Raw genomic sequence first — 24,648 nt, forward strand, 5'->3', positions numbered from 1 at the left:
TGACACTTGTAGGCGTTCGCAGACAATCAGTCAATTATCTTCAGTGAACCAAAATGGTCGCTGAGGCCATCCCAGCCCGCTACACGGACATGTAAAGAGAAAAATCGATGTAATATCAATTGCTTCCTCAGGGTATTCGGCCGATCTAGATCTTGGTCCGAATTGTTGGCTGTCTTAAAACTGGAATTCGCTTGACAGATTGACTGATTCAGAAGTGGCATTCATCGAACGCGCCGGCTGACGGTGGTGCCCGTATTTCCTGCCTCGCGGCCCCGCTTTCCGGGTGATGGTAGCGATTATGGCTCCCAACTTCCTTTTTATGAACCTCGCCGGCGAGGCGCGGTCTCCTCTGGTTCCTGTTGGCGTGCTCGTGGGTGAGGTGACGGGCGGCTGCTTTGTCTTATTGCTATATCGAACCAAGCAGCAATAAAAGAATAAAAAAATCAGTATGATAACACAGAAGACACGTCAAAAAGCTGAAATTCAATATAGTTTATTGACAGATTGTCTGCTTATTCATAATGATGCGATCTGCCGTTTGTGGGGAGAATTCAGCGATGTCTGGAGGATAGCGGCGCTCCAGATCGCAGACAAAATGACCACGTTGGGTGGCAAGAGGAGGAGAATTTCGATGAAAAGACGTACATTCCTACAGACGGGCAGTGCCTTGATTGCAGCTGGCGCGTTCGGAATACCGGGCATCCTGCGGGCAGAGGATACGATCACCCTGCTGCCCGACACTTGGCCGTCCGAAGGGGAAAACCCCGTCGTCGACGCTGGTAAGTTTGCCAAGTCAGGTCCCTGGAAGATTGGTCACAGCCACTATGGCCTGGCCGGTTCGACGCACACCTATCAAACCGCATTCGAGGCCGAATACGAAATCAGCAGGAACAAGGCCCGTGTCGGCGACTATCAATTCCGAAGCGCCGACCTCAACGCCTCAAAACAGGTCGCCGACATCGAGGATCTGATCGCACAAAAGGTAGATGCAATCATCATTGCGCCGCTTACGACAGGCTCGGCCGTGGAAGGCATCAGGAAGGCGAAGGCTGCCGGCATTCCGACGGTCGTCTATCTCGGTCGCGTCGACACCGACGAATTCACGGTGCAGGTCCAAGGCGACGACTTCTACTTTGGCCGGGTGATGGCGCAGTTCCTGGTCGATAAGCTCGGCAACAAGGGAAAAGTGTGGGTGCTGCGTGGCGTCGCCGGACATCCGATCGATGCTGATCGTTACGCCGGGGCGATCGAGGTCTTCAGCAAGTCCGGTCTCCAAATCACCTCAACCCAGCACGGCAGCTGGTCCTACGAGGACTCAAAGAAGATAGCCGAAAGCCTCTATCTGTCTGATCCGGATGTCGCCGGGGTCTGGACTGACGGCGCGAACATGTCGCTCGGGGTCTTGGACGCGCTGCAGGAAGCCGGGGCTTCCACCATTCCACCGATCACGGGAGAAGCGCTCAACGGTTGGATGCGTCGTTGGAATGACGAAAAGCTCTCTTCGATTGGGCCCATTTGCCCTCCGGCTCTTTCGACGGCAGCCCTGCGTGCGGCCTTCGCGCTTCTCGAAGGCAAGCCGATCCAGCGCAACTGGACCAACCGGCCCAAGCCGATCGTCGACGACAATCTTGCACAGTTTTACCGCTCCGATCTCACGGACGCTTACTGGGCTCCGACAGAAATGCCGAATGAGAAGCTCCTCGAGTACTTCAAGGCCTGACGCATGGAGGGCGCGGACAAAGCGCGCCCTCTTCACCCTCGCAGATGGAAGTGTTCATGAGTATGCTTGTCGAGATGGTCGGCATAAACAAGTCCTTTGGTGCGGCCAAAGTCCTGTCGAATGTTCAATTTTCGCTTGAACGCGGCTCCGTCCACGCATTGATGGGCGAGAACGGGGCGGGAAAATCCACGCTGATGCGAATTCTGGCCGGCGTCTATCAACAGACCGCTGGACGCATCCGTCTGCGAGGAGAAGAGGTGACCTTCCGTTCCCCCAAGGAAGCGCGTCTCGCCGGGGTGTCGACAGTGTTTCAGGAGTTCACCCTCATCCCCAATCTCACGGTCGCCGAAAACATGTTTCTTGGACACGAACCGCGGCGTGCCGACGGGTCGATAGACACCGCCGAGGTCGTCGAGCGATCCCGCAAGCTGCTTGTCGACGTTTTCCCTCAACTGGACGCCACGGCGATTGTGGAAACGCTGACGGTTGCCCAGCAGCAGGCAGTGGAAATCGCCAAAGGTCTGACATCCAATGCCGATGTCTTCATTTTCGATGAACCGACCGCGGCACTAAACTCGACGGACGTCGCTCATCTCTTCAAGGTCATCCGCGATCTGAAGGCGCAAGGGAAGGCTGTCGTCTACATCTCGCATCGGATGAACGAGGTGTTCGAACTGTGCGACACCATCACCGTCATGAAGGATGGGGCTTGGGTAAAGACAGCCAGGGCAGAAGACTTCAATCTCCAAACGCTTGTGGCAAACATGGTTGGACGCGAGCTTCAGAATTTCTTTCCGCCGAGGGCGCAGACCATTGGGTCGCCGATGCTCGACGTGGCAGGGCTTCGTCTCAATGACCATGGCCCGCCAGTCGGTTTTTCCGTACGCACGGGCGAGATCATCGGACTGGCCGGGCTGGAAGGCCAGGGGCAGCGCGAAATCATGCGTGCGGTCGTCGGGGTCGAAACCGCCGCAGTTGTGACCGTCCGGCGTCGCCGCGACGATAGCATGATCGGTGTGAACGTATCCTCCGGCTTTTCGAGTGCGATCTCAGCCGGCATTGGTTTCATTCCTGAAGACCGCAAGCAGGAAGGCTTATTTCTTCGGCTTCCGATCTACGATAACATCGCACTTGGCAAGCAGTTGAACCGGAACATGGCGAGCGTTGCATGGCGTTCCATCTCCAGGGTTCACGATGTCATAAAGTCGCTCCGTGTTGCGGCTGCCGACCCAGCCTCGCCCGTCGGCAAACTTTCGGGCGGAAACCAGCAAAAGGTCCTTCTTGGCCGCTGGCTGCTTTCGGGGGTTGATATCCTTGTCATCGAGGAGCCGACACGTGGCGTCGATGTCGGCGCTAAAGCGGAAATCTATAAGCTCCTTCGCGATTTTGCCGATCGTGGCGGTGCAGTGATCGTCTCGTCACGCGAGCACCCCGAACTGATCGGGCTCTGTGACAACATCCTGGTCGTTCACGACAAAAAGATCGTCGGACAGATGCCCGCGCTTGATGCCACAGAGGAAACCATCCTGGGAACCGCACTCGGTTCGAACTCCGCGCACGATCCGCGCGCCGCTGTTCATTGAGGAGGATACATGAATACCGTCGCAAAGTTCCTGAAGGCACCCTATAGGGCGGGTGCGATCCGGCTGTCGATCGGGACGCTATTCGTGCTGGTGGTCGCCTCGGTTATCCTGCTTCCACAATTTCTGGCGCCGGAGAATCTGTCGAACCTGCTGGCCCAATCCACTGTTCTTGTTATTTCTGCGCTAGGCCAGACCTTTGTGATCCTGACGGGCGGCCTAGACGTTTCCGTTGGTTCGATCATCAGCGTGACGACTACGATCATGACACTCGACATGCCCGAGGTTGTCCGTGTCATGCTTTGCATTGCGGTTGCGATCGCATTCGGATTGTCGAATGGCTACGGCGTAGCCAGGCTCAACGTCCATCCGATCATCATGACCCTGGCAACCATGGGTATCGGCCAGGGATTGGCGCTTATCATTCTTCCTATCCCCGGCGGGAAGGTGCCCGAATGGCTTTCGGCGTCAGTCGCGGGTTCCGTTGGGCCCGTGCCAAACTCGCTGCTCTGGCTGATCGTCGCCACGTTCGTTGCTGCCTGGTTGCTTTATCGCAGACCGTTTGGCCTTTACCTGTTCGCTTCGGGTGGTAACGACTTCAATGCCCGCATGAATGGCGTCCCGGTCGAGCGCACAGTCATCAAGGCCTACATCCTGTCGGCGCTATTTGCTTGCGCTGCCGGGATGTTCCTCGCAGGTCGCCTTGCCTCGGGCGATCCCAAGGGGGCGCCACATTCGGAATTGAATCCGTTACCGCAGCAGCGCTCGGGGGTGTTCACCTGGCTGGCGGTATCGGCAGCATCCTCGGCACTGTAGCCGGCGCGGCTATCCTCGGCATCGTCAACAACGTGATGAACCTCGCTAACGTCTCGGCATTCCTCCAGTCGGTCGTGAAGGGCCTTCTGCTGCTAGCACTCGTCGTCTCACAGCGTCGCAAAACGATCGGACTTTGAAAGAGATGGACCTCTCGATGACCACAACGGATGCGAAAATTGAGACGCCATCGCGCACTCTCACCGCCAGGCGCATACTTTCCTGGGTGCTCGGTTTGCCCCCGGCATATTACGTGCTCGCAATCCTGATCGCTGTGGCCCCCGCTGTAAGCGCGACGCTGATCAATCCAAACTATTGGTTCGTGATCCTGAAACAGTCAGCGCCGCTTGGGATCGCGGTGCTGGCGCAATCTCTTGTCATGCGGGTGCGTTCTATTGATCTCTCGGTCAGTGGCGTGTTTGCTTTTTCGATCTATCTCGCCAGCTCCGGGCTCCTCAACAGTTACCCGCCCTTCGTCACGGTCCTGATGCCGATCGTCATCGGCCTTGCCGTCGGTCTGATCAACGGCGCCCTCGTGGCCTATGTCCGCGCCTCCGCGGTCATCGCGACGCTGAGCGTATCGGCGATCCTCATCGGGATCATCCAATTCATGAGTTCGGGCCGTGCACCGGGTTCGACACCAAGCTGGCTTCGCGTCCTGACGAGCGGGAACATCTACGGCCTGTCTTACTCCGTGATCGTCTGGATCGGGATTTCCGTTCTCGTCGCATTAGCGTTCCGCTTCTTGATCCTCGGGCGCTACTTCCGCGCTGTCGGCGACAATCCGAGGGCGGCGGAGATAACAGGCATACCTCTGGCCCGCACGATTTTTGTCTCCCATACACTTGCGGGCACGCTGACAGGCATCGCCGCCCTGGTTCAGGTGTCGGCTCTGGCCGTTGGCACGATCAAGCCCGGCTTCGACACCTTCATGAACGCTCTCGCCGCGACGATCCTCGGTGGGGTGACGTTCGGCGTCGACCGCGGTGGCGTCGCGGGGCCTTTCGTGGCGGTCGTCGCCTTCAGTTTCCTCTTCGCGATGTTGACGGTGTTCGGCATCCAGGAGCCCGGCAAGCTGATCGTCCAGGGCGGGATCATCGCGCTTGCTGCGATCATTTACGGAGCACGCGTCGGTCGCGTCTAGCCGCAAGGATCTGCCAAACAGGTCATTCCCGGTGTCAACGCGGGAGAATGCAGGAGATAAGAATGGTGAAGATAACGGCGGCCGTGGCCGCAAAACCGAAAGCTCCGCTTGAGTTTCGTGAACTTGAGCTGGCGGATCCAGAAGGCAATGAAATTCTCGTGCGGACGGTCGCCACGGGGATCTGCCATACCGACCTGTTGCTCCGTGATGGGATATTTGGGCCTCCCGCCCCGGTCATACCAGGACATGAAGGTGTTGGTATCGTCGAGGCCATCGGGGCGGACGTCCAAGGTTTAAGGGTGGGCGACCACGTTGCGCTCAGCCAGAGTTCATGTGGCTTCTGCGGCGATTGCCGGCGCTCTCACCCGATGAACTGCCAGAACTACACCCAGTACAATCTGACGGGGCTTCGTCCGAACGGCAAGAAGGCCTTGCTGTGTGATGAAGTCGGCATCGGCAGCAACTTTGTCGGCCAGTCATCCTTCGCGACCCATGTCCTGGCGACTGAAAACAACGCCGCGCAGCTTCCCAAGGATTTCGACCTGACGAATGCGGCCCCGCTCGGTTGCGGCATGGCAACGGGAGCAGGTACCGTCATCAACGCCATGAAGCCGGAGATCGGTCAAACCATTGCCGTGTTCGGCGCGGGAGCGGTCGGCATGGCTGCGGTGATGGCCGCCAAGGTCCGGCGGTGCAGCAAGATCATCATCATCGACCTGAACGAGCAGCGTTTGGCCATGGCTGAGACGTTGGGCGCGACCCACGCTATCAACGGCAGGGACCCAGACGTCGTGGAGCAGATCCACGCCTTGACGGGCGGCGGTGCCGATTTTGCGATCGACGCCGTGGGTATCGTTCCCGTCATCCTGAACACGATCAAATGCACGCGGGCAGGGGGTCATGTCGTCCTCCTCGGGCTCGACGCGCTCGGCAAGGATATTCCAATCCCGCTGGACCTCATGGTCTTCAACCGGAAAATTCAGGGTGCCATCCTCGGGGATCAGATCCCGCAGCTCTTCATCCCCCAACTGGTCGAACTAAACCAGGCCGGCCTGTTTCCGTTCCAGAAGCTGATCACAAAGTACCCGTTCGAGAAAATCAACGAGGCCATCGCCGATGCCGAAGCTGGCCGCGTGATCAAGCCCGTCATCGTCTTCAATAGGAGCTTCCCACATGCCATCGAGCAAGTCCGACGAACAGCATCTCATCGTTGAGTTTAAAACATCGACGCGTAACCGGGACCGTGTCAACACACTGCTCCAGGAGTTTGTCGGCCCTGCCCGCGAGGAAGAGGGCTGCCTTTACTACAATCTCTACCAGCGCTCCGACGAGCCGAATACGTTCTTCATTCTCGATGGTTGGGCAAACGAGGAGGCAGCCGCGCGTCACGGAGAATCTGCGAACGTCAAGCGTGTTCTCGAACCGCTGCTTCCGTTGCTGGTAAGCCCCCCTTCCATCATTGTGAGCAGTCGCATCAGCGACTGAGCTTGCGATCGTGCAACACCGAAGGACGCGCTTCGATCCGAGGCGGGTTTTTTTCCAAAGGCTCGCGGGAGGACGAAATGGAGCATCGAGTTGTCATCGTGGGAGGCGGTTTCGCCGGCCTCCAATTGGCCAAGGATCTCAAATGTCCAAACCTTTCGATCACGATCGTCGACAGACGCAATCATCACCTGTTCCAGCCGCTGCTCTATCAGGTCGCAACGACCGTCCTGGCAACCTCCGAGATTGCCTGGCCCATTCGCGCGGTCTTCCGTGGAAGGAAAGATGTCACAACGCTTCTTGGCGAGGTCGTGGGCGTCGATGTCGAGAAGCGGCTTGTCTCGCTCAAGGGCGGTCATGCCATTCCCTACGATACCCTTGTTCTCGCAACAGGGGCCCGTCACGCGTATTTCGGCCGGGATGAATGGGAGCCTTTCGCGCCCGGACTGAAGGCGTTGGAAGACGCCACCACCATCCGCCGTCGTCTTCTCCTGGCGTTCGAAAAGGCGGAGCTGGAAACCGATCCCCAAGCGCGGGCCGCAATGCTGACCTTCTCGATAATCGGCGCCGGACCGACAGGCGTCGAGATGGCCGGGATCATCGCCGAACTGGCTCAAAGGACGCTTGTCGAGGAATTCAGAAACATCGATACGACTTTGGCGCGTATTCTTCTTGTAGAGGCAGGACCGCGTGTTCTGCCTGTTTTCCACGAGGCGTTATCGCAATACGCCGAGCGATCCCTTGCGTCGATGGGCGTCGAGGTTCGCACGGGACGGCCGGTAACCGACTGCACCGAGGAAGGTATATCGATCGGGGACGAGTTCGTCCCGAGCCGTACGGTCATATGGGCGGCGGGCGTGCAGGCATCCAAGGCCGCCGTATGGGTCGGGGCGGAGACAGATCGAGCAGGGCGGGCTATCGTGCAGCCCGACCTCACGATCTCAGAACACCCGGAGATCTTCGTTGTCGGCGATACCGCGAGCGTTAAGACCGGCGAGGGAATGCCGGTTCCTGGTATCGCTCCTGCCGCAAAGCAGCAGGGAAAATACGTCGCCCAGGTGATCAAGGCCCGCCTTAAGCAGCGCTCAGCGCCGCTTCCCTTCAAGTACAGGCATCTTGGTAATCTTGCCACCATAGGGCCAAGCTCCGCGGTGATCGATTTCGGCAGGCTTCGGCTCAAGGGCTCCATCGCCTGGTGGATCTGGGGCTTTGCCCACATCTACTTTTTGATCGGAACACGGAGCCGCATGGCGGTCGCGCTGAGCTGGCTTTGGGCATTTACCTCCGGACACCACTCTGCCCGCCTTATTACCCAGAAGGAGACGCTGAAGGACGAGGTCTAGCAGGGATTTATCAGTGACGTGGCGGAAGCACGCCACGCTTTCGTGGGCATTGCGCGGAACGACCTTGTCACCTGCAGCTATTGAAGGAACGAAACATGAGCGAGTTTTTGAAAGACAGCATTATCATTCCACCGACCTCGACCGTGGAACGCGAGAATGGCGAGTGCCTATCTGAAGGCCAGTCTGCAATAGACGTTGACGCGCTCGACGATGCTGCGCGTGCAAGCGTTGAGGGCCAAACGAATGCCATACGCGTCAGAGAGCCGCGTGTGAAAGCGTAGGACTTTCCGGAAAGATGCCGTTCCCCAGAGACATCCATGGGCTGTTCCATGGAAGGTCCAACTGTGGCACGGCGAGACCAAACCGGCGCGCGCCAAAGACCTCGTGAAACCGGATCGATGGATTGTCCGTCGATCATCTTCCATGTCCTCTTGGCTTGGGGTCGGAGAGGCGGGAGACAACGTAATTTGGAGATAAGTGTGTGGTGGTCTCCCTGTTGAGATACGAACGAGTTGCTAGATCTCACGGTTTCACACATGGACCGTTTTCCGCGTGAAACCAGGATCTAAGACTTCACAACGCTTGCCGGACACCGCCGACGGAAGGGTTTATCGAAGGAGGACAAACCGATGCCGGCTCTCATGCAGGCAAAGTATGCGTGTTGGTGGGCGCGTCAAACCCGGTCGGTTTCTGTCTTGCGCAGTCTTTCCTCGAAACTGGCTACCGTGTCGCCGTAGGTGACCTCGACCCTTCAGACTTCAGTTCTTTAACCGCAGTCTCGGGGACGAATTTGTTTCCGGTTAAGGTCAATTTGAATAGGGACGTGTATGTCAATTCAATGGTCGATCAGGTCTACCTACGCTGGAGCCGGGTCGATATTCTGGTGAACATAGCCTTCCGTCGCCGTGAATGCGCCGAACCGCTTTCCGCTACGGATCTTGGGCTTGATGCCGTCTCCAACCTGATAAGGGTGACAAGTGCTTTCGGCTCCCGCCTCCAGGGAGAGGAACTCGCTGTTGTGAATATCGCCTGGTTCGACGAGAAGTCGCTGCTAGAGGCCGACCGCGAAGCTGTGCTCCAAGCGGCCTTACGAACTACGACGAGTGCGATGGCGAAGAAGTATTTCGAACTCGGGGCTTCGTATAAACGCTGTTCATACCAGAAATGCGCGTTCTACATCTTACGTTCAAAGTGAGACGCTTAGGACACTTGTTCAAGCTGTCCAATTCCTCGCAAATCCAGAACTGTCTGGAAAGCTCACGGGGAACGTCCTGCACATCGACCTGAAACCTGACGATAGTCCTTTCCGACGATAATTCGAGAAGACATTAACCTGTCGTTAAGGTTGATAGTTTGAGCGTCAATTCGACGTGGAAATCCTAACAAGATGTAAAGCACTTTGCATTTCCGCAGTCGAACTTTCTTCCTCTTCGTTTAGGTCGAATAACTAAAACTCCAGAAATGGGTGGCAGTGCCCGCTTTAGTCATCTGGAGGTTTTATGTTCGTCGATCGCTTGCTATCCGCTTTCAGCATCAGAGCGAAAGTCTTATTAGTACTGGTGCCGCTGGTCATGATCCTGGCGGCCGTCGGTGTCGTGAGCCTACAGGCGACCGGATTGCTGCAATCTCGCCTTCGGCTATCGAGCGAAGTTCTCGAGACTTTGAGCGGATTTCGGGACGTCTCTGAGAGCATGAACCGGTTTTTGGCGCAGAGTTCTACGGAGAACCGTGATGAGGCCCTGGCAAGTCTAAGGGGGCAGGGCGCCACGATGCTGTCGCTTCAGGAAGTCGCCACTGACGTTGGTAGTGACACTCGTGCTCTTGAAAGCAGTGAGTCCGCAATGTCCGCGATTTCTGACAGCATGGACCGCATGTGGTCCCTGCACAACGATGAGCTGTCCATTCGTCGTGACGTTGCCGCAAGCTTGACCGAGATCAAGCAGGTCGCGGCCGACCTGAAGCTGGCCGCGGTTAAAGTCCGTGCGCAGGTCCGCAACCAGGAAAACTCTGGCAAAACGATGCTCAGAGAGGCTACCCGCTCAATCGACACGGCGGCAATTATGCAGCGGTTGTCGGAAAATTTGGTGAATCTGCCGGCCAGCGCGATGCAAACCCCCGAGGCACAGCAACAGGCGCTCATGATCAAAAAGGCGATGAAAACCGTCAAGCGCGTCGTTGCAACGGGCGATGGTGGACAAGCAGTCGCAAACTTGGAACAGGCAATCTCCAGCGTCGTCGCCAATTCCGGGCTGGATAGCGCTTTCCTTCACAGCCTAGGGATCGACCTTAGTGCGTTTGCCCCGCGACTGCGAGATGACGCCATACAGCATATGATCGAGGGAACCCAAGCAGTTCGAGCCTTGGATAAGCCATTGGCGGAATCGGAGACGCTCATTGCGGCAGTGGCATCGGTAGGCCAGGATGCCGATTCGATAGAAATTGAGATAAACAACCTGTTGCGGGCGGCCAGCACTGAAAACCAGGAGCGACTCATTGAGCAGCTTACGAAACTGACTCGTGACACCGTAGCGGTTGGAGGCGTAGCCGGTTCATTGCCAGACTTCCCCAAAATGGAGGAGGTCCTCTACTTACAGGGGGATGCCATCGAACAGAATACCGAGAAGTTGGTCAAGATCGCGGAAGGGCGGCAGGCGCAATACGCAGAGGCGGATAAAACCGTCCAGTCGATATGGAAAAATCTCGTGTCGTTCGCGTCGACTCAGGAACATGACGCTCACCGGGAAAGTGATTTCGCCCGACTATTGTCCGCAAGCTGCTACCGTCTCCGGTGTTTTGGTCGCCCTCTTGGCCGGAGCCGGCCTGATGGTGACATTGCGCGCTCCAATCGAACGGATCGCAAGGCGCATGCAGGGGCTAGCGACCGGTGATCTTCAATCAGACATCGTTGGCTGCCAGCGGAAAGACGAAATTGGCGATATGGCTCGCGCGCTTGAAGTTTTTCGCGGAAATGCGGTCTCGAAGCTCGAGGTTGAAGCCCGCGCGCAAGACGACCGTAAAACGGCTGATCAGGAGCGAACGGATCGTGAGTTTGAACGTGCTCAGCTTGAGAAAGAAGTGTCCAGCGCTGTACAAACACTCGGGGAGGCACTCTCTAGATTGGCGCGAGGAGACATCTCGCAGACCATCGACCGCCACTTCCATCCCAATCTCGAGCAACTGCGGCGTGACTTCAACCACTCACTGTGCGTCCTCAGGGAAACCGTGTCCCATATCGACGAAAACACCCAACAAATCAAATGGGGAACCGACGAACTTTTCAAAGCCTCTGATGATTTGTCACGACGGACTGAACGACAAGCTGCTTCTCTCGAAGAAACCGCAGCAGCCGTTGAGCAGGTGACTGCGACGGTGAGGAACTCTTCGGAGAATGCCTGCGAGACACAAGCGTTTGTTTCTGCAGTCAAGGAACATGCAGAGGGCGCGGCCATCATTGTAACTGATGCTATAAGCGCCATGGCACGAATTCAGGATGCATCTTACAAGATCGGTCAGATCATAGGATTGATCGATACCATTGCATTCCAGACGAACTTGCTTGCGCTGAATGCCGGCGTTGAAGCAGCTCGTGCCGGCGATGCTGGAAAAGGCTTCGCGGTAGTCGCACAAGAAGTGCGCGAGCTCGCCCAAAGATCGTCAGCCGCAGCGCTCGAGATCCGGCAGTTGATTTCAGAATCTTCGTCAGAGGTGGCCGTCGGTTCGGATTACGTCGGCAAGACCGGGGAGGCTCTGCACAGTATAGCGGCATCCATCGTGCAGATTTCTGATCGCATTGACCAGATTGTGAGTTCCAGCCGCGAACAAGCGACTTCGCTGGCCGAGATCAATAACAACGTCAATGTTCTTGATCAGGGACGCAACAGAATGCAGCCATGGCTGAGCAGACAAACGCTGCAACGAAGACGCTTTCTGATCAGACTGTCGAACTCAGCGAACGGCTTGCTGGGTTCAAGTTGACAGATGACAGGCCAGCTCATCGGGTAAGTCTCGCTGCATAAGGCAGGCGTAGTGAGATTCGAAGCATGCCGATGGCGGGCCATGCCGCCATTCGATCGAATGAAAGTCACATACCCCAGCGCACGATTTCGCTTCGATGCGCCGGTCTCTCTCCTGGTAGCTCTTTGTCGCTCTCCGTCGCGCAGGATTCAGCACGGCCCGGGCCAACCTTAAGACAACGAAACTATCATCCAGTGCTCAGACTTTGAAAGGTGCCTATCCGTGTGCGTACGTGAGTTGATAATTGGATTTTTTCTCGCTGCAACCCTGGCCATCCCGCTGACGGCGAAGGCTGGCGGGCTCAGTGAACTGCCGCGGGAAGAGCGGAAGACCTACGAGTTATTGGACCCGCGGTTGCCCACGGGAGAGTCTGTGTTTCGGAATTTCAGAGCAAAGCGAGCGCCACCGTGGAAAATTGGTTACGCCTCGAGCTACGCTGATAACACATGGCGTGCGAACGTCCTTGATGAATTTACAAACAAGCTTCTGCCGACTTTCAAGAAGGCTGGGCTGGTATCCGAGACTCGTCGTTACGCAGTCCAATCTCGATGATAGCGCCCAGATCAGCCAAATGCGGCAGATGGTAGATGATGGTGTCGACGCCATAATCATATGCTGCTCCAACCTTACAGCGCTCAACCCGACAATAGAGTACGCCCATTCGAAGGGCGTGCCTGTTATCTCATACTCCGGTTATGTGACGTCGCCGTTCGCAATCAATGCGACAGAGAATAACATGCAGGGCGGTTTTGAGGCGTCAAAGTGGTTGGCGGAAGAGATCGAAGGTAGCGGCAATGTGCTGCTTGTGTCCGGAATCACTGGCTTCGCCTCCTCAGACAGCTTTCAGGCCGGCGCCACAAAAGCCTTGGAGTACTATCCCGAGATCAACGTCGTGGGACAAGTTGACGGGAAATGGACAGACAGCGTCGCACAATCCGAAGTTCAGAAGTTCCTTGCCGCCAACCCTGGCCGAATTGATGGTATTATTGTTCAGTCGGGAGCCGAGTCTGGTGTGATCGACGCCGTCCGCCAGTCCGGGCGCGAGATTGTGCCGGTCGTGCTTGGCGGAGAGGCTTCGGCATCATGCTACTGGCGTAAGAATCCTGAATTTGTAAGCAGGAGCTTCCACTTCTGGCCGCCGCGCTCCGAGGCTCGTTTCGTATGGGACGTGATGATGCGCACTCTGGAGGGTCAAGGTCCGAAGATACAGTCTATTCTGCGACCGGCGATTCCTTACACGATTGATGATGTAAAATCGGATCTGCCAGCTGATTGCGACCCTAATAGTGAAGACTGGCTCGAACCGAAGGATGCAGCTTGGTGGACTGCTGACGCTGCCGCTAAATTTTTCGACAATCCAGCAGATCCGCTTTCCTGGAGACCCACCAACTGATCTTGCGTGCTGTGTAGGCAGTGAAACGCTACCCCGGCCGGCCTCGGGCGGGGTTGATGACATGGGAGATGCCGCTGGTCGCGTCAGCAGGAATTCTAGAAACGATCCGGTTCCGAAGGAACGACGATGTGCCCGGCCTGGGCACTCTCGCCCCGGATGCTGGGGATATTCTACTGGCTATTACTGATCCTGTTCCATAATAACCCTTATCTGCTTTTTTCTAACCTGTTGAAACTAGAGCGTTTCAGGTTTTCACGGAAGCATATCCGGCATTGGCGAAGTAGTTGCTGCATTCGCTGGGCTCGATGGTTGTGACGAGGTGTCCGATGTGGCGCCAGGTGTCATCGATGGTTCGCTTCTGAGCCAGGCGCATCCAGTGCTTGATTTTGGCGAAAGCCTGTTCGATCGGATTAAGGTCGGGGGAGTATGGCGGCAGGTACCAGAGCCGAGCACCAGCGTTGCGGATCATCTGACGGATGGCGACCGACTTGTGGGAGCCGAGATTATCCATCACGACGATATCGCCGGGTTTGAGCACTGGTACGAGTTGCTGTTCGACATAAGCGCGAAAGCACTCACCGTTGATCGGTCCATCGAAGACACAAGGCGCGGTGAGCCGATCGCAGCGCAACGCGCCGAGGAAAGTCAGGGTGCGCCAATGTCCGTGCGGGGCGAAGCTGCGCAGCCGTTTGCCCTTCGGCCCCCAGCCTCGAAGCGGCGCCATGTTGGTCTTGATCCAGGTTTCATCGATGAAGACCAGCCGGCTTGGATCGAGGCCAGCCTGCCAGGATCGCCAGCGCTGTCGCCGTCGTGCGACGTCAGCGCGCGCCTGCTCAAGGGCGAACAGTGTTTTTTTGAACCGTAGTCCCTCGCGCCGCAGAAACTGCCATACGGTGTCGTGGGATACCTTCACCCCTCGTGCGGCCAGTTCTTCCTTCAACCTGTTCAGTGACACATGCGGCGTCTGGTTGATCCGCTCGGCGATAAACGCTCGGTACGGCTCAAGAACCCGCTTGCGGTGGCCGCCCATCTTCCCAGGCGCGACAGATCCGCTCGAACGGTAGCGCTGAGACCACTTCACCGCTGAAGACACGGCAATACCGAACCGCACCGCCACCGACCGGCAGCTCTCGCCGGCTTCGATTGCATCAACAACACGCTTGCGAAGATCATTTGAAAGAGGTCGAGTCATCCGATGCTGGCCTCCACTCCAGCAGCATCTTGAATCACAAAACAGCCAAAAACGGAATCCCTTCCGATTCAACTAAATCCGGATACGCTCTAAGGGTGAAATAACCATTTATTTGCGCTCTGAACTGATGGTCCCGGCGCGCCCTTCACGCCGGAACATCAAATTCCGTGAGATTTATGCTTCGGCCTCGAGCGCATGCTTCACGCGCACAATCAACAGCGGCACGGCAACAATCAGGATTGGAATGGAACGAGGTCATCAGCCGGCTGATGTGCGGCCCGCATGGCCGTCTGGTACGTCGCTGGCTTTGTATGAGCACATCCAGAACAAATCCGTCCTGATCTACGGCTCGTCCGAGCCAATGCTTATTGCTACGGATCGAAACACCGGTCTGATCCAGATGCCACTTGTGGGCGAGCCGACCGGAACTGCGGCGGCGAATGTCGTTGGCGAAGGTACGACCAGAGTGCCCTGCCCACAGGCCAATCGTCTGGTGCGAGGCAATGATCCCACGAGCGGCCCTGCATGTCCTCGACCATCCGCAGGCTCAAAAACGAAACGGAACTAAAGCCACACCGCGTAGCCAATAATTTCAGCAAGAAGGGCTCGCGGCGACAAAGTGGGTCACGATCCATCATGCCATATCATCGCACGACAAATCCCAAGGTCCGTTGCCGTCACGATGCCCTCAGGGGCGTGCGTTCGCGACGAGAAGTTCGGACTTCGGAATGGGCTTACTATAGTAGAAGCCCTGTGCCACAGCGCAGCCGCTTTCAGTCAAGAATTTTTCTTGTTCAACCGTCTCCACGCCCTCAGCGACCACATTTTGCCCTAGGCAACGCGCAATCGAGAGAATTGCCTTCACCAGTTCCCGACTACGCTTGTCGGATCGATTGATGAATGACCGGTCGATCTTGAGGGTATCAATGGGAAAGTTGGCCAAATAGCTCAAAGATGAGTAGCCGGTGCCGAAATCATCGATCGCTATGGAAATTCCGCTCGCATGCAATTGAGAGAGTGTCGTCGAAACGCCCTCACAGTTGTGGAGCAGGAGGCTCTCAGTTATTTCGACCTCGATCCACTCCGCACGACAACCGGTTTCCTGTAATATGTCCGCGATCGTTTGCGACAAATGCGGGCATTGAAACTGCTTGGGAGACAAATTTATCGCGATCTTGTGCGGGGACAGTCCATCTGCGTTCATGGCGGCAGCCGTCAGACACGCCTCATGCAGCACCCAGCGTCCCAGATCGATGATCAATCCGGTCTCCTCGGCGACACCTATGAATTCGCCCGGAGGGATCATTCCCACCTTCGGATGATGCCATCGAAGCAGGGCTTCTGAACCGATCACCTTTCCGTTGTCCAAAAGGACCTTTGGCTGATAATGGAGTTCAAGTTGCCCACGTTTCATAGCAAGGCGTAGGTCTGATTCGAGCGCCAGGCGCTTTTCAGCCCCAATCGTGAGATCTCTTGAGTAAAAGCGGAAGTTGCTACGCCCAGAACGCTTTGCCAGATACATCGCAGAATCCGCATATTTCACCAAATCGTCGGGTGCGTCGCCGTCATTTGGAAATACCGATATCCCAATACTGCAGGATACAAAGAACTCCCTGTCGGAAAGCATGAAACGTTCTCCGAATGCGGCGAGCATTCTGCTGGCAATTTGAGCCAAATCCTCAGTGTCCTTAACATTCGGAAGCAAGACAGCAAACTCATCGCCACCGAGTCTCGCCACTGTGTCGGTAGTACGGACGCCTTCTCTCAAGCGGGTCGCCACCTGCCGCAGCAACTCGTCACCGACGGGATGTCCCATAGTGTCATTGACTGCTTTGAAATGGTCCATGTCGATTAGCATCACCCCGGCTCGCTGGCCCGCCGAAGCCGCGTCCCTGATCATCTCGCGTAACTGCTCATTGAAAAGTGTCCGGTTCAGGGAGGCCGGTCAGAGAATCATAGAATGCCATCTGACGGATTTTCTTACGGGACGTGTCCAGTTCGGTGATATCGCGGGCCACGCCGAGAATCCCGGTCAGCTTTCCCCCGCGAATACCGGAACCTTACGAGTTTCCAAAAGCACTGATCGATCATCCTCGTGATCGGTGATCCGTTCCTCATTGATGAGAATACGGCCGGCTTGCATGGCCTCTTTATCCTTGTCCCGAAAAAACTGGGCGAGTTCGGGAGTAAACAGATCATAATCCGTTCTCCCGACGATTTCCGCTTCTGCCTTGCCGACCAATCCTTCGAAGGCATGATTGCACAACAGATATTTGCCTGTTACGTCTTTCAGCCATACCATGTCCGGAATGGTCTGCAGTACACTCAAGAGGCGAGTCCGAGCTTCAATGATTGTTCCCTCGGCGTGCTTTCGCTCTGTAATATCGCGAGATAACACAAGAAAAGTGACGGTTGAGTGATTGCTGCTTGGTCGCTTTGCGACCGACAGTTCAAACCAACGGGATTCGCCATTTGGAAGGGCGATACGGATACATCGACCGTAGGAGGCGCCGGTTTCATCGGCTTCTTCAAGAGCCAGCATAGCGATGTCGGCCTGATCTGGAAGGAGCGAATCGCGGACAAGCTTGCCGAGCAGCACTTCTTTTGGTTGCGCCAGGAGCTCCTGATCCCTGGCCCAGACCTGCAGGTAGCGACCGTCGGCATCTACCTCGAACAGAACGTCAGGAATGGCGGCGATAATTCCCTCTGCGAATTCAAGAGCCTCTTTGAGATCATGCTCCGTACGTTTCCGCTCTGTGATGTCCAACATCGCGCCAACCAAGCCGACCCTATTGCCAGCTATATCAGTGATCGCTGTTTTGCTGAGTAAAAGATCAACTACGCCACCATCTTCGGCGGTGGCCTTTGCTTCATATTGCTGAACACCGCCATTTGCAAAAAGCGCCTCGTCCAACGCGGCATACGTCTCGGCTATGGGTGCGGGTACCAAATCGAAAACGGTTTTTCCGATAATCTCTGCTCTTGAGCGACCGGAGAAGCTTTCAAACGCCCTGTTGCAACCAAGGTGTACCCCATCTCTGTTCTTGAAGAAGACGGGTAGCGGGATCGCGTCGAGTACGACGGCACTGGACATCTCTTCGGCGTTGAATGGCATGTCGACGTTTGTCTCAGGTTGCCGGGGGGCGCCCGAAAAGACTTCTCAAAGGGTTGCCCAAGCCTCGCGACATCCTCGTCGTGACCGGGCGATGGCCGGACAATGGAGGCCTCCGAAAATGGCGGTGCCGTGCCCGTAGCAAGCGGAGGACTGGCATTGACCGCATTGCGTAAGGCGTGACGCCCCTGGATGTTTTGAGCATCAGTCGCCATCTGCGTTTCTACAGGCTGTCCGAGGCGGGATGTTAGTTCCGATTGACGTATCTGTTTCATGTGCCAAGTCCTCTTGTAACGTGGCTGAACAATCATGCGTCAAGCCAGGGTTTTGTTAGGACCGCACAAGTCATTTGGCGGAGTACCATGCCGCTACCCCACCGGGATATCGCTCTCGTTCACAATCATCAAAGATGTGTATTTGACTGTGGTCGGCGACGCCGCCCATATGATTTAGAACGCTTGCCAATCATCATTCGAAGGCGCGAGCGCCAGGTTACCGCGGCGCATCGGATAGTTTCCGCGGTCAACCATTGTCTGACCGGCCGGGAAACTCTTGCCAGGTTCGCCCGAGACCTTCTGTGGCTTGAAATCCCCGCTCTCGTCTTTGAAGTGGAAATGTCTCAACAGCGCGGCTAGGCTTTGGCTCTCTTGGGCGAGGTGTGATCCTGCAGAATTCATCTCCGCGACCATGCTCGCATTTTCTTGAGTGGCATGGTCCATATGATTAACCGCGCCGTTGATCTCGCGCAGGCCCGACGATTGTTCTTGGGAGGCCGTTGCGATTGCGTCCATATGAAGATTTACATCCTGCACAAGCTCTTCAATCGTTCTCAGGCCCGATCCGGTTTCGCTCACGAGCCTTACGCCCTCGTCGACGGCCAGAGCTGAATTGCCGATGAGATCCTTGATTTCTTTTGCCGCTGTCGCTGAGCGCTGCGCAAGCTCCCTGACCTCCTGGGCAACAACCGCAAAGCCTTTTCCCGCGTCGCCAGCACGCGCTGCTTCGACGCCGGCGTTCAGCGCCAGGAGGTTCGTTTGAAAGGCGATCGTGTCGATGACGCTGATGATCTGCGAAATCTGTTTGGAGGAGTTTTCAATGCGATGCATGGCTCCGATAGCATTGCGTACAACCCGACCGGACATTTCCGCATGATCTCGCATCTGTTGGACGGCTCCGCGCGCCTCGGCCGTCCTCTTTGTCGTCGATGCAACGTTGACGGTTATTTCCTCCAACGCCGCTGCAGTTTCCTCGAGCGAAGCCGCCTGCTGCTCGGTGCGTCTTGAAAGATTTTCAGATGCGGCCGAGACGCCCGAGCTGCCATTCGTGACCGTTTCGACTGAATGGCCGACGGTAACAAGCGCGTCCCGGAGCTGACGAATGGAAGCGTTGAAATCGCCGCGCAACCTTTCAAACTGTGGCGCTAACGGCTCCTCAATCTCATAAATCAAGTCTCCATCCGCCATCCGCTTCAACCCGGTTGCCAATGCCGTCGTCGCTCGAACGAGGCGCTCATCTGCTTCTTTTTCAGCCCTTATCTGAATATCCAGCTTCTCTTTCTCAGAACGAATGCGCTCAGCTTCCGCGGATGTCTCCATTTGATTTTTTTGTATGGCCGCGCCGCGGAAAAACTCAAGGCAACGCGCCATGTCCCCGATCTCGTCGCGTCGGATCGTCAAGGGTACCGGCGCCGACGTATCGCCTTCTGCGAGTGCCTTCATTCGGCTTGTCAGAGTCCGAATGGAATTTGAAATTCTCCGAACGACCGAAATGCACAGAATGAGTACCGTAGACATGATCAGAAGCGTGGCGCCGGAGTAGCCGATAAAGGCATTGCGAAGATCGGCGTACCGCTGAAATGCCATCTCGTCCAACTTGTCGCCGGTGCGCATTATGAGCTCGGTCAACAAAGCAGCCCGCTGTTGGGTGATTTCATTCCATCGATCCAACGTCTCGGGGGGAAGGAAACGCCCGGCTGGTTCGCATACATCTGATCGCGAACGCCCGCGATGAACTTGCCTGCGGCGCTGGCCTCGAAGTCGTCATAAGATTTGACGAGATCGGCAGGGAGAAATTCGTGCATCGTAGGCACATAAAGCTGCTTTAGATTTTTTGATTGTAAGAGGGACGAAAATAGATCGACGGAGATCGCTGAATTTTTGATGAAAGCTCGGCCGGGCCTGATCTCCAGCAAACTAGCTTCCGTGATCTGCATCAGCGCGTGAAAACCGGTAATTTGGCGTGCCAAATTCAAATTATTGACAGTCGCCCCAGTGCGACGGACGAGCTCCAAACCCGCAACGGCAGCTGGGCGCAAGGCAACGGCTCCCTCCGCCTCGCCCGCCGTTCCGTCATCGATGCGCCGGCGGAAGCTATCGATATTGTCTCGCCTTTCACGAATGATCTGCACTGCCCGTTCTATGGCCGGATCGTCAAATGCCTTTTTCCAAGAGTCGTAAGCGGAAAAGACCGCTGTAAAAGCCCTGTCCGATGCGGCTCGCTTCGCCCGACGGACGTCGGCGCCTGCAAACGCTTCCGCCGCTATAGCCTGGGCGAGGAATCCGCCTTCCCGCCCAAGTTGCTGCGTTGTTTGTGCGCTTCGGAACATAGAATATTCGTGGTAATATCCCAGTGATGTTGATACTCCGATGAGTACGAACGCCGTCAACGGAATAATTGCCAAAATCATTAAAAGTAGGGATAGCGGCAGTCTGGACATACGTTCCTCATGGACTATAAATTACACCGGATTCCATTAGCGACGCGGTCAAGAACATTGTGAAATCGACCGCTACATATGAGATGAGCTCGGCAGACTTACCATATGATTAACCCCTGTACTGATTTGAAACTGCGTTGCGCAGATCGGAACATCGTTGCGTTCAGGGGATCATCTGCAAGACAGATCTTGGGCCGAGCCAGTCGGTTTGCTGGAGAGTTCTGTTGCTATCAAGCCTCGAAGACGGTCGAGCGCGCTGACTGATCGTAGATCAGTCGGCGCAATCCGCCTCCGATATACGCAATGTTTCAGAGGGATATACTCCATAGCGCTTGCGATAGTCCGCAGAAAATCTGCCTCTATGAATGAAGCCCCATTTCAGAGCGACCTGCTTGACCGAGATGCCAGGCTCGCCTGTCATCAGTTCCTGATGCACTGATTCCAACCGTAGGTGCTGCAGAAATGCCAGAGGGGTCGTATTTCGGAAGTTGCGAAAACCGCTCTGAAGAGTGCGTCGGCTCACGCCACAAGCCGTTGCGATTTCCTCAAGAGATAGCGGCCGAGCAATATTGGCACGCATATAGTCGACCGCCCGCTTAACGGCCTTGGGTAAGGGTGGTTCAGCAACGCGGCATAACTCAGGTGAGTAGCGATGCTGCGCAGCTTCGATCAAAAGCTCTATCGTCGTTTCGGTGAGGAGATTAAGTGCTATCGGCGATTGAAGGAGGGTTCCGTCTCGTAATCCAGCATAAAGCACTGGTACCAGTTGCACCAAAAGGGAGCCGAACCCGACCGATAGGTCGATTTCTGGCGAAAAATCGAGGCTGCCTCTTATTGGCGTATTGAGCCGACGTGCTAAACGGCGCGTCAGCTCATCATGGGAGATCCTAAGACCCAAATGTTTCCTGGGCCCAATGAATTGGGTTGTACTCGCCGACATACTGTTCACGAAAACGCCACGCCTTCCCTCTGACAGGATTTGTCTGCCGTCCACGGTAACGACCGATCGCCCATATAGTGGAAGCATGATAATGTTTGCCTCCGCCGGTCCCTGGTGCTGGACCGTTAGGTCGCCCTCGTAATGCGCGGCAATAACTGCAATCGGGCCATTGGTAATCGCATGTATATCGTAGGCGATCGTCTTGTCGCCCTGTACATGCGCTGGAGATTGCGGGGAAAGCCTGGAAAGCGCTTCCGCGAGTTCCTCGCTGCAAGTGCCTTTGAGCGAGAAATGGTCAATCTTGGAGGGGACACTCTCAACTCTCCACATCATCACTTCCTTCCCGAAACGGTTTCCAAGCATGAGGTCGGCCTTTCGCCATCGACGGGCGAACAGGGCAATTGAGGGTTTGCAGCCGGTCCTTCGCCGTCACTTCGACGGGAATCTTAGACTTAAGGGCAAAGAGACGAGCCCATGACGCCGGTCGATTTTGTCAGTGATGCGCGAGCAATTTGGGCCCATAGGTTCATCGCTTCTACTCCCAGTTCGCGACGATGGCTCGTGGTGAGGTCATGGGGTGGGGTGTGGAACAGGGTGGAGCCGAAGCGCTACATCCGGCATGAACTCTCGTTTTACAGCGTGGTAGGATCGAAGCTTGTTGTTGGCGGAGGTATGACCAAATTACTCTGCCCACAGGCGGATCGTCTGGTGCGAGACAATGATCCCAGGACCGGCCAGCATGGCCTCGATCACCCGCAGGCGCAAAAGCAAAGCGGAAAGAAAGCCACACCGCGTGCGCAATAATTTCAGCAGGAAAGCGGCGGGGGCGATAAAGCGGGTCACGGTTTGTCATGCCCAATCATCGCACAGCGAACCCAAGGTCCGTTCCCCCCGTTGGCACCTGCGAAACGCACTTTTCTTGTGCTGTATCAGAGACTGCGAACGCAGTAGTTCCGCTCTCCCGCTGGGGGCATGTAGTACGTCTGCTTGCCAGATACGAAACATTCGACAGCGCCGCCGCCGCGCCCGCGTCCTCTAAACGAGGGCCGCGTTCATCGATCTCGCGGCAATAATCGATCAGGGCTTCGATGGTCACCATGAGAAGGTTGTGGCGCGCGGCGAATTCGCTGAGTTCGGGAAGACGCGCCATAGTGCCGTCGTCGTTGGCGATTTCGCAGATAACACCCGCTGGCTCGAGCCCGGCGAGCCGAGCGAAATCCACCGCGGCTTCCGTATGGCCGGGGCGTCCGAGAACACCCGACGGGTTTGCCCGCAGGGGAATATGTGGCCTGGCCGGGACAGCTCCTCCGGCATCGTCGATGCGTTGGCAAGCGCCCTGATGGTCTTGGCGCGGTCTTCTGCGGAAATACCGGTCGATACGCCTTCTATCAGGTCCACTGAGACCGTGAACGCCGTCTGCATGGAATCCGAGTTGCGCTCCACCATGAGCGGGATATCCAGTTCGTCCAACCGCTCCCCGGTCAAGGGAACGCAGATCAGGCCGCGCGCATAACGCATCATGAAGGCAACATGATCGTTCGTCACCTTCTCCGCGGCAACGAGGATGTCGCCCTCGTTTTCCCGGTCTTCGTCGTCCACGACGATGATCATCTCTCCGGCGGCGATTGCTTTAACCGCGCTCTCGATGGAAGCAAACTTCATGTTCTTCTCCTTGAACTAACCATGGCCCAGAGTGCGTGCGAGTTGGCGGTCGACCCGCTCCCGAAGTTCCGCAGATGGTGCCGAATCCGGGAAGTCGCCGTCCATCGCATAGATGAAGTCACCGCGAACCTCGGCTTTGAAGAAGCCCATCAATGAGCGCAGGTGAGCCTCGACATGCTCGCCATGGGCCTCGGCCTTGCCCGTTGCGAATATCAAAACGGGTCTACCCTGCAGGGCTGTCATTTCGAAGAGGTCGAAAAGATGCTTGAGAAGACCGGTCATCGAGGACTTGAAGACCGGTGTCCCCACAACGAGGACGTCTGAAGATTGGATTGCGTCAAGAACGTTCGCAAGTCCAGCAGGAGCCTCCGAACGCCACAGCGTGGTTCCTAACACCGGGAGAACATCGACCAGGTCAAAGAGATACCGGCCGTGGCCGGGCGAGACGCTCGAGAGTGCGTATTCCCCGAGCGCCCGCGTCTTGGAGGGGCGCGAGACATTGCCGGTTATCGCGACAATCTTCATTTTGCCGGCCCTCCGATCAGATCTGGTTGCGGATATGCGGGGTACGCGCGTAGACGGCCACCATCGGCACGATCAGCAAACCCACGATCGCCTGTTGCGCGGCAAAGCTGAGGCCGAGCCCGACCAGCAGGGACGTCAATATCGTCAATACGAGTACCCCGAGAACGGTTGCCCCGTATCCGCCTGCGCCACCGAGCAACGAGGTGCCGCCGATCACAACGGCCGCAACGGTGGTGAAGAGATATGGGTCTCCGACGCCAACGAAGCCGCCGCCGGAAAACCCGAGCAGCAATACGCCCGTCAGTGCCGACATCGCCCCACTGATACCGTGAATGCTGGTCCAGACCTTGGTTTCGGAAATGCCAAGCCGTGCCGCTGCAGTCCTGCTGCCGCCGACGGCGTAGATGGAGCGGCCGAACCATGTGTTATACAGAGCCCAGATGGTGACGAGCGTGACGAGGAGCCACACCAGTACCACTGGCGGCAGGGGCAGCCCGAAGGTCTTCCCGTTGAACGCGGCGATATTGCGGAGCCAGTCCGGTACGGGGGCGAAAACCGTTCCGCCGTAGTCGGAACCGATGGAGGTGTAGAGTTGTACCGCGCCGACAAATGCGAAGCCGACCCCAAGGGACATGATGAGAGCCTGGCCCTGCAGCTTGAAGCTCAAAAAGCCGTTCGCAAGCCCGATTGCTGCTCCCAGGAGAACGACCGCTATCACGGCCAGCCAGGCAGGCATCCCGGTGACCAACAGGCTTGGGAAGAGAATATTCGCTCCCCCGATGACATATGGAATGGAGAGATCAAGCGCGCCAACCATGGCACATAGCGTCTGTCCCAACGATGCAAGCCCCAGGAAAGCGGCAAGCAGCAATATCGAACGCGCGTTACGGGGCGAGATAAACCCCGGAACAAGGATCGTACCCAACACGAGAAGTGCGGCAAGCAGACCAAAGCCAATTACGATGCTGCGCTGAAGCTTTACCGATCGTCCTGTGATTTGGCTCATCGTCTG

Annotated in this window: 16 protein-coding genes and 5 pseudogenes; 12 read left to right on the forward strand and 9 right to left on the reverse strand. The window is 56.6% G+C overall.

Annotation, left to right across the window (positions count from 1 at the left end):
- Window positions 1-631 precede the first annotated feature (631 nt).
- The 12 genes and pseudogenes from MF410_RS00455 (at window position 632) to MF410_RS00510 (ending at window position 13,489) form a co-directional block, all read left to right on the forward strand.
- The gene (locus MF410_RS00455; RefSeq protein WP_013984701.1) at window positions 632-1,720 is read left to right on the forward strand and encodes a substrate-binding domain-containing protein; all 1,089 of its coding nucleotides are present in this window, start codon (window positions 632-634) and stop codon (window positions 1,718-1,720) included.
- A 56-nt stretch (window positions 1,721-1,776) separates the two neighbouring features.
- Window positions 1,777-3,303 carry a sugar ABC transporter ATP-binding protein gene (locus tag MF410_RS00460; RefSeq protein WP_170961474.1) on the forward strand — a complete coding sequence of 509 codons (1,527 nt, stop codon included), beginning with the start codon at window positions 1,777-1,779 and terminating at the stop codon, window positions 3,301-3,303.
- Window positions 3,304-3,312: 9 nt separating this feature from the next.
- A complete protein-coding gene (locus MF410_RS00465; protein ID WP_239619784.1) occupies window positions 3,313-4,116 on the forward strand; it encodes an ABC transporter permease in 804 nt (267 codons plus the stop codon).
- A 142-nt stretch (window positions 4,117-4,258) separates the two neighbouring features.
- Entirely contained in the window at window positions 4,259-5,257 is a 999-nt protein-coding gene (locus tag MF410_RS00470) for an ABC transporter permease (RefSeq protein WP_013984704.1), read from the forward strand.
- A gap of 62 nt (window positions 5,258-5,319) precedes the next feature.
- Entirely contained in the window at window positions 5,320-6,471 is a 1,152-nt protein-coding gene (locus MF410_RS00475; protein WP_064843743.1) for an NAD(P)-dependent alcohol dehydrogenase, read from the forward strand.
- Complete coding sequence (locus MF410_RS00480) at window positions 6,431-6,742, forward strand: putative quinol monooxygenase (protein ID WP_013984706.1); 312 nt, start codon at window positions 6,431-6,433, stop codon at window positions 6,740-6,742. The genes MF410_RS00475 and MF410_RS00480 overlap by 41 nt, the downstream gene beginning before the upstream one ends.
- A gap of 77 nt (window positions 6,743-6,819) precedes the next feature.
- Window positions 6,820-8,082, forward strand: a complete 1,263-nt coding sequence (locus tag MF410_RS00485) for an NAD(P)/FAD-dependent oxidoreductase (protein ID WP_040140070.1) — start codon at window positions 6,820-6,822, stop codon at window positions 8,080-8,082.
- Between the two features lie 95 nt (window positions 8,083-8,177).
- On the forward strand, window positions 8,178-8,363 hold the full coding sequence (locus MF410_RS00490) for a hypothetical protein (RefSeq protein ID WP_013984708.1): 186 nt from the start codon (window positions 8,178-8,180) through the stop codon (window positions 8,361-8,363).
- A gap of 377 nt (window positions 8,364-8,740) precedes the next feature.
- The gene (locus tag MF410_RS00495; RefSeq protein WP_239619785.1) at window positions 8,741-9,277 is read left to right on the forward strand and encodes an SDR family oxidoreductase; all 537 of its coding nucleotides are present in this window, start codon (window positions 8,741-8,743) and stop codon (window positions 9,275-9,277) included.
- A 304-nt stretch (window positions 9,278-9,581) separates the two neighbouring features.
- Window positions 9,582-10,970 (forward strand): hypothetical protein, encoded by a 1,389-nt coding sequence (locus MF410_RS00500; RefSeq protein ID WP_239619786.1) that lies wholly within the window; start codon window positions 9,582-9,584, stop codon window positions 10,968-10,970.
- Window positions 10,906-12,057, forward strand: coding sequence for a HAMP domain-containing methyl-accepting chemotaxis protein (locus MF410_RS00505; RefSeq protein ID WP_239619787.1), 1,152 nt, complete (start codon window positions 10,906-10,908; stop codon window positions 12,055-12,057). The genes MF410_RS00500 and MF410_RS00505 overlap by 65 nt, the downstream gene beginning before the upstream one ends.
- A gap of 276 nt (window positions 12,058-12,333) precedes the next feature.
- Window positions 12,334-13,489 (forward strand): annotated as a pseudogene (locus tag MF410_RS00510) (ABC transporter substrate-binding protein).
- A gap of 244 nt (window positions 13,490-13,733) precedes the next feature.
- On the opposite strand, the gene MF410_RS00515 reads toward MF410_RS00510, so the two are convergent.
- From MF410_RS00515 to MF410_RS00555, 9 genes and pseudogenes are all read right to left on the reverse strand, one after another.
- The gene (locus MF410_RS00515) at window positions 13,734-14,726 is read right to left on the reverse strand and encodes an IS630 family transposase (protein WP_275593011.1); all 993 of its coding nucleotides are present in this window, start codon (window positions 14,724-14,726) and stop codon (window positions 13,734-13,736) included.
- Between the two features lie 259 nt (window positions 14,727-14,985).
- Window positions 14,986-15,299: pseudogene (locus MF410_RS00520) on the reverse strand (IS6 family transposase); the annotation flags it as partial.
- Between the two features lie 70 nt (window positions 15,300-15,369).
- Window positions 15,370-18,068, reverse strand: a pseudogene (locus MF410_RS00525) (EAL domain-containing protein).
- A gap of 174 nt (window positions 18,069-18,242) precedes the next feature.
- Window positions 18,243-20,509 (reverse strand): annotated as a pseudogene (locus tag MF410_RS00530) (methyl-accepting chemotaxis protein).
- A 271-nt stretch (window positions 20,510-20,780) separates the two neighbouring features.
- A complete protein-coding gene (locus MF410_RS00535) occupies window positions 20,781-21,812 on the reverse strand; it encodes a helix-turn-helix domain-containing protein (RefSeq protein WP_170961507.1) in 1,032 nt (343 codons plus the stop codon).
- Between the two features lie 318 nt (window positions 21,813-22,130).
- Window positions 22,131-22,292 (reverse strand): hypothetical protein, encoded by a 162-nt coding sequence (locus MF410_RS36745; RefSeq protein WP_310865685.1) that lies wholly within the window; start codon window positions 22,290-22,292, stop codon window positions 22,131-22,133.
- A gap of 226 nt (window positions 22,293-22,518) precedes the next feature.
- Window positions 22,519-23,111, reverse strand: a pseudogene (gene ribB, locus MF410_RS00545) (3,4-dihydroxy-2-butanone-4-phosphate synthase); the annotation flags it as partial.
- Between the two features lie 15 nt (window positions 23,112-23,126).
- A complete protein-coding gene (locus MF410_RS00550; protein WP_064843752.1) occupies window positions 23,127-23,636 on the reverse strand; it encodes an NADPH-dependent FMN reductase in 510 nt (169 codons plus the stop codon).
- Between the two features lie 16 nt (window positions 23,637-23,652).
- A complete protein-coding gene (locus MF410_RS00555) occupies window positions 23,653-24,642 on the reverse strand; it encodes an ABC transporter permease (RefSeq protein ID WP_237359385.1) in 990 nt (329 codons plus the stop codon).
- Window positions 24,643-24,648 lie beyond the last annotated feature (6 nt).

The organism is Rhizobium sp. C104 (assembly GCF_022354505.1).
Lineage (GTDB): Bacteria > Pseudomonadota > Alphaproteobacteria > Rhizobiales > Rhizobiaceae > Rhizobium > Rhizobium redzepovicii.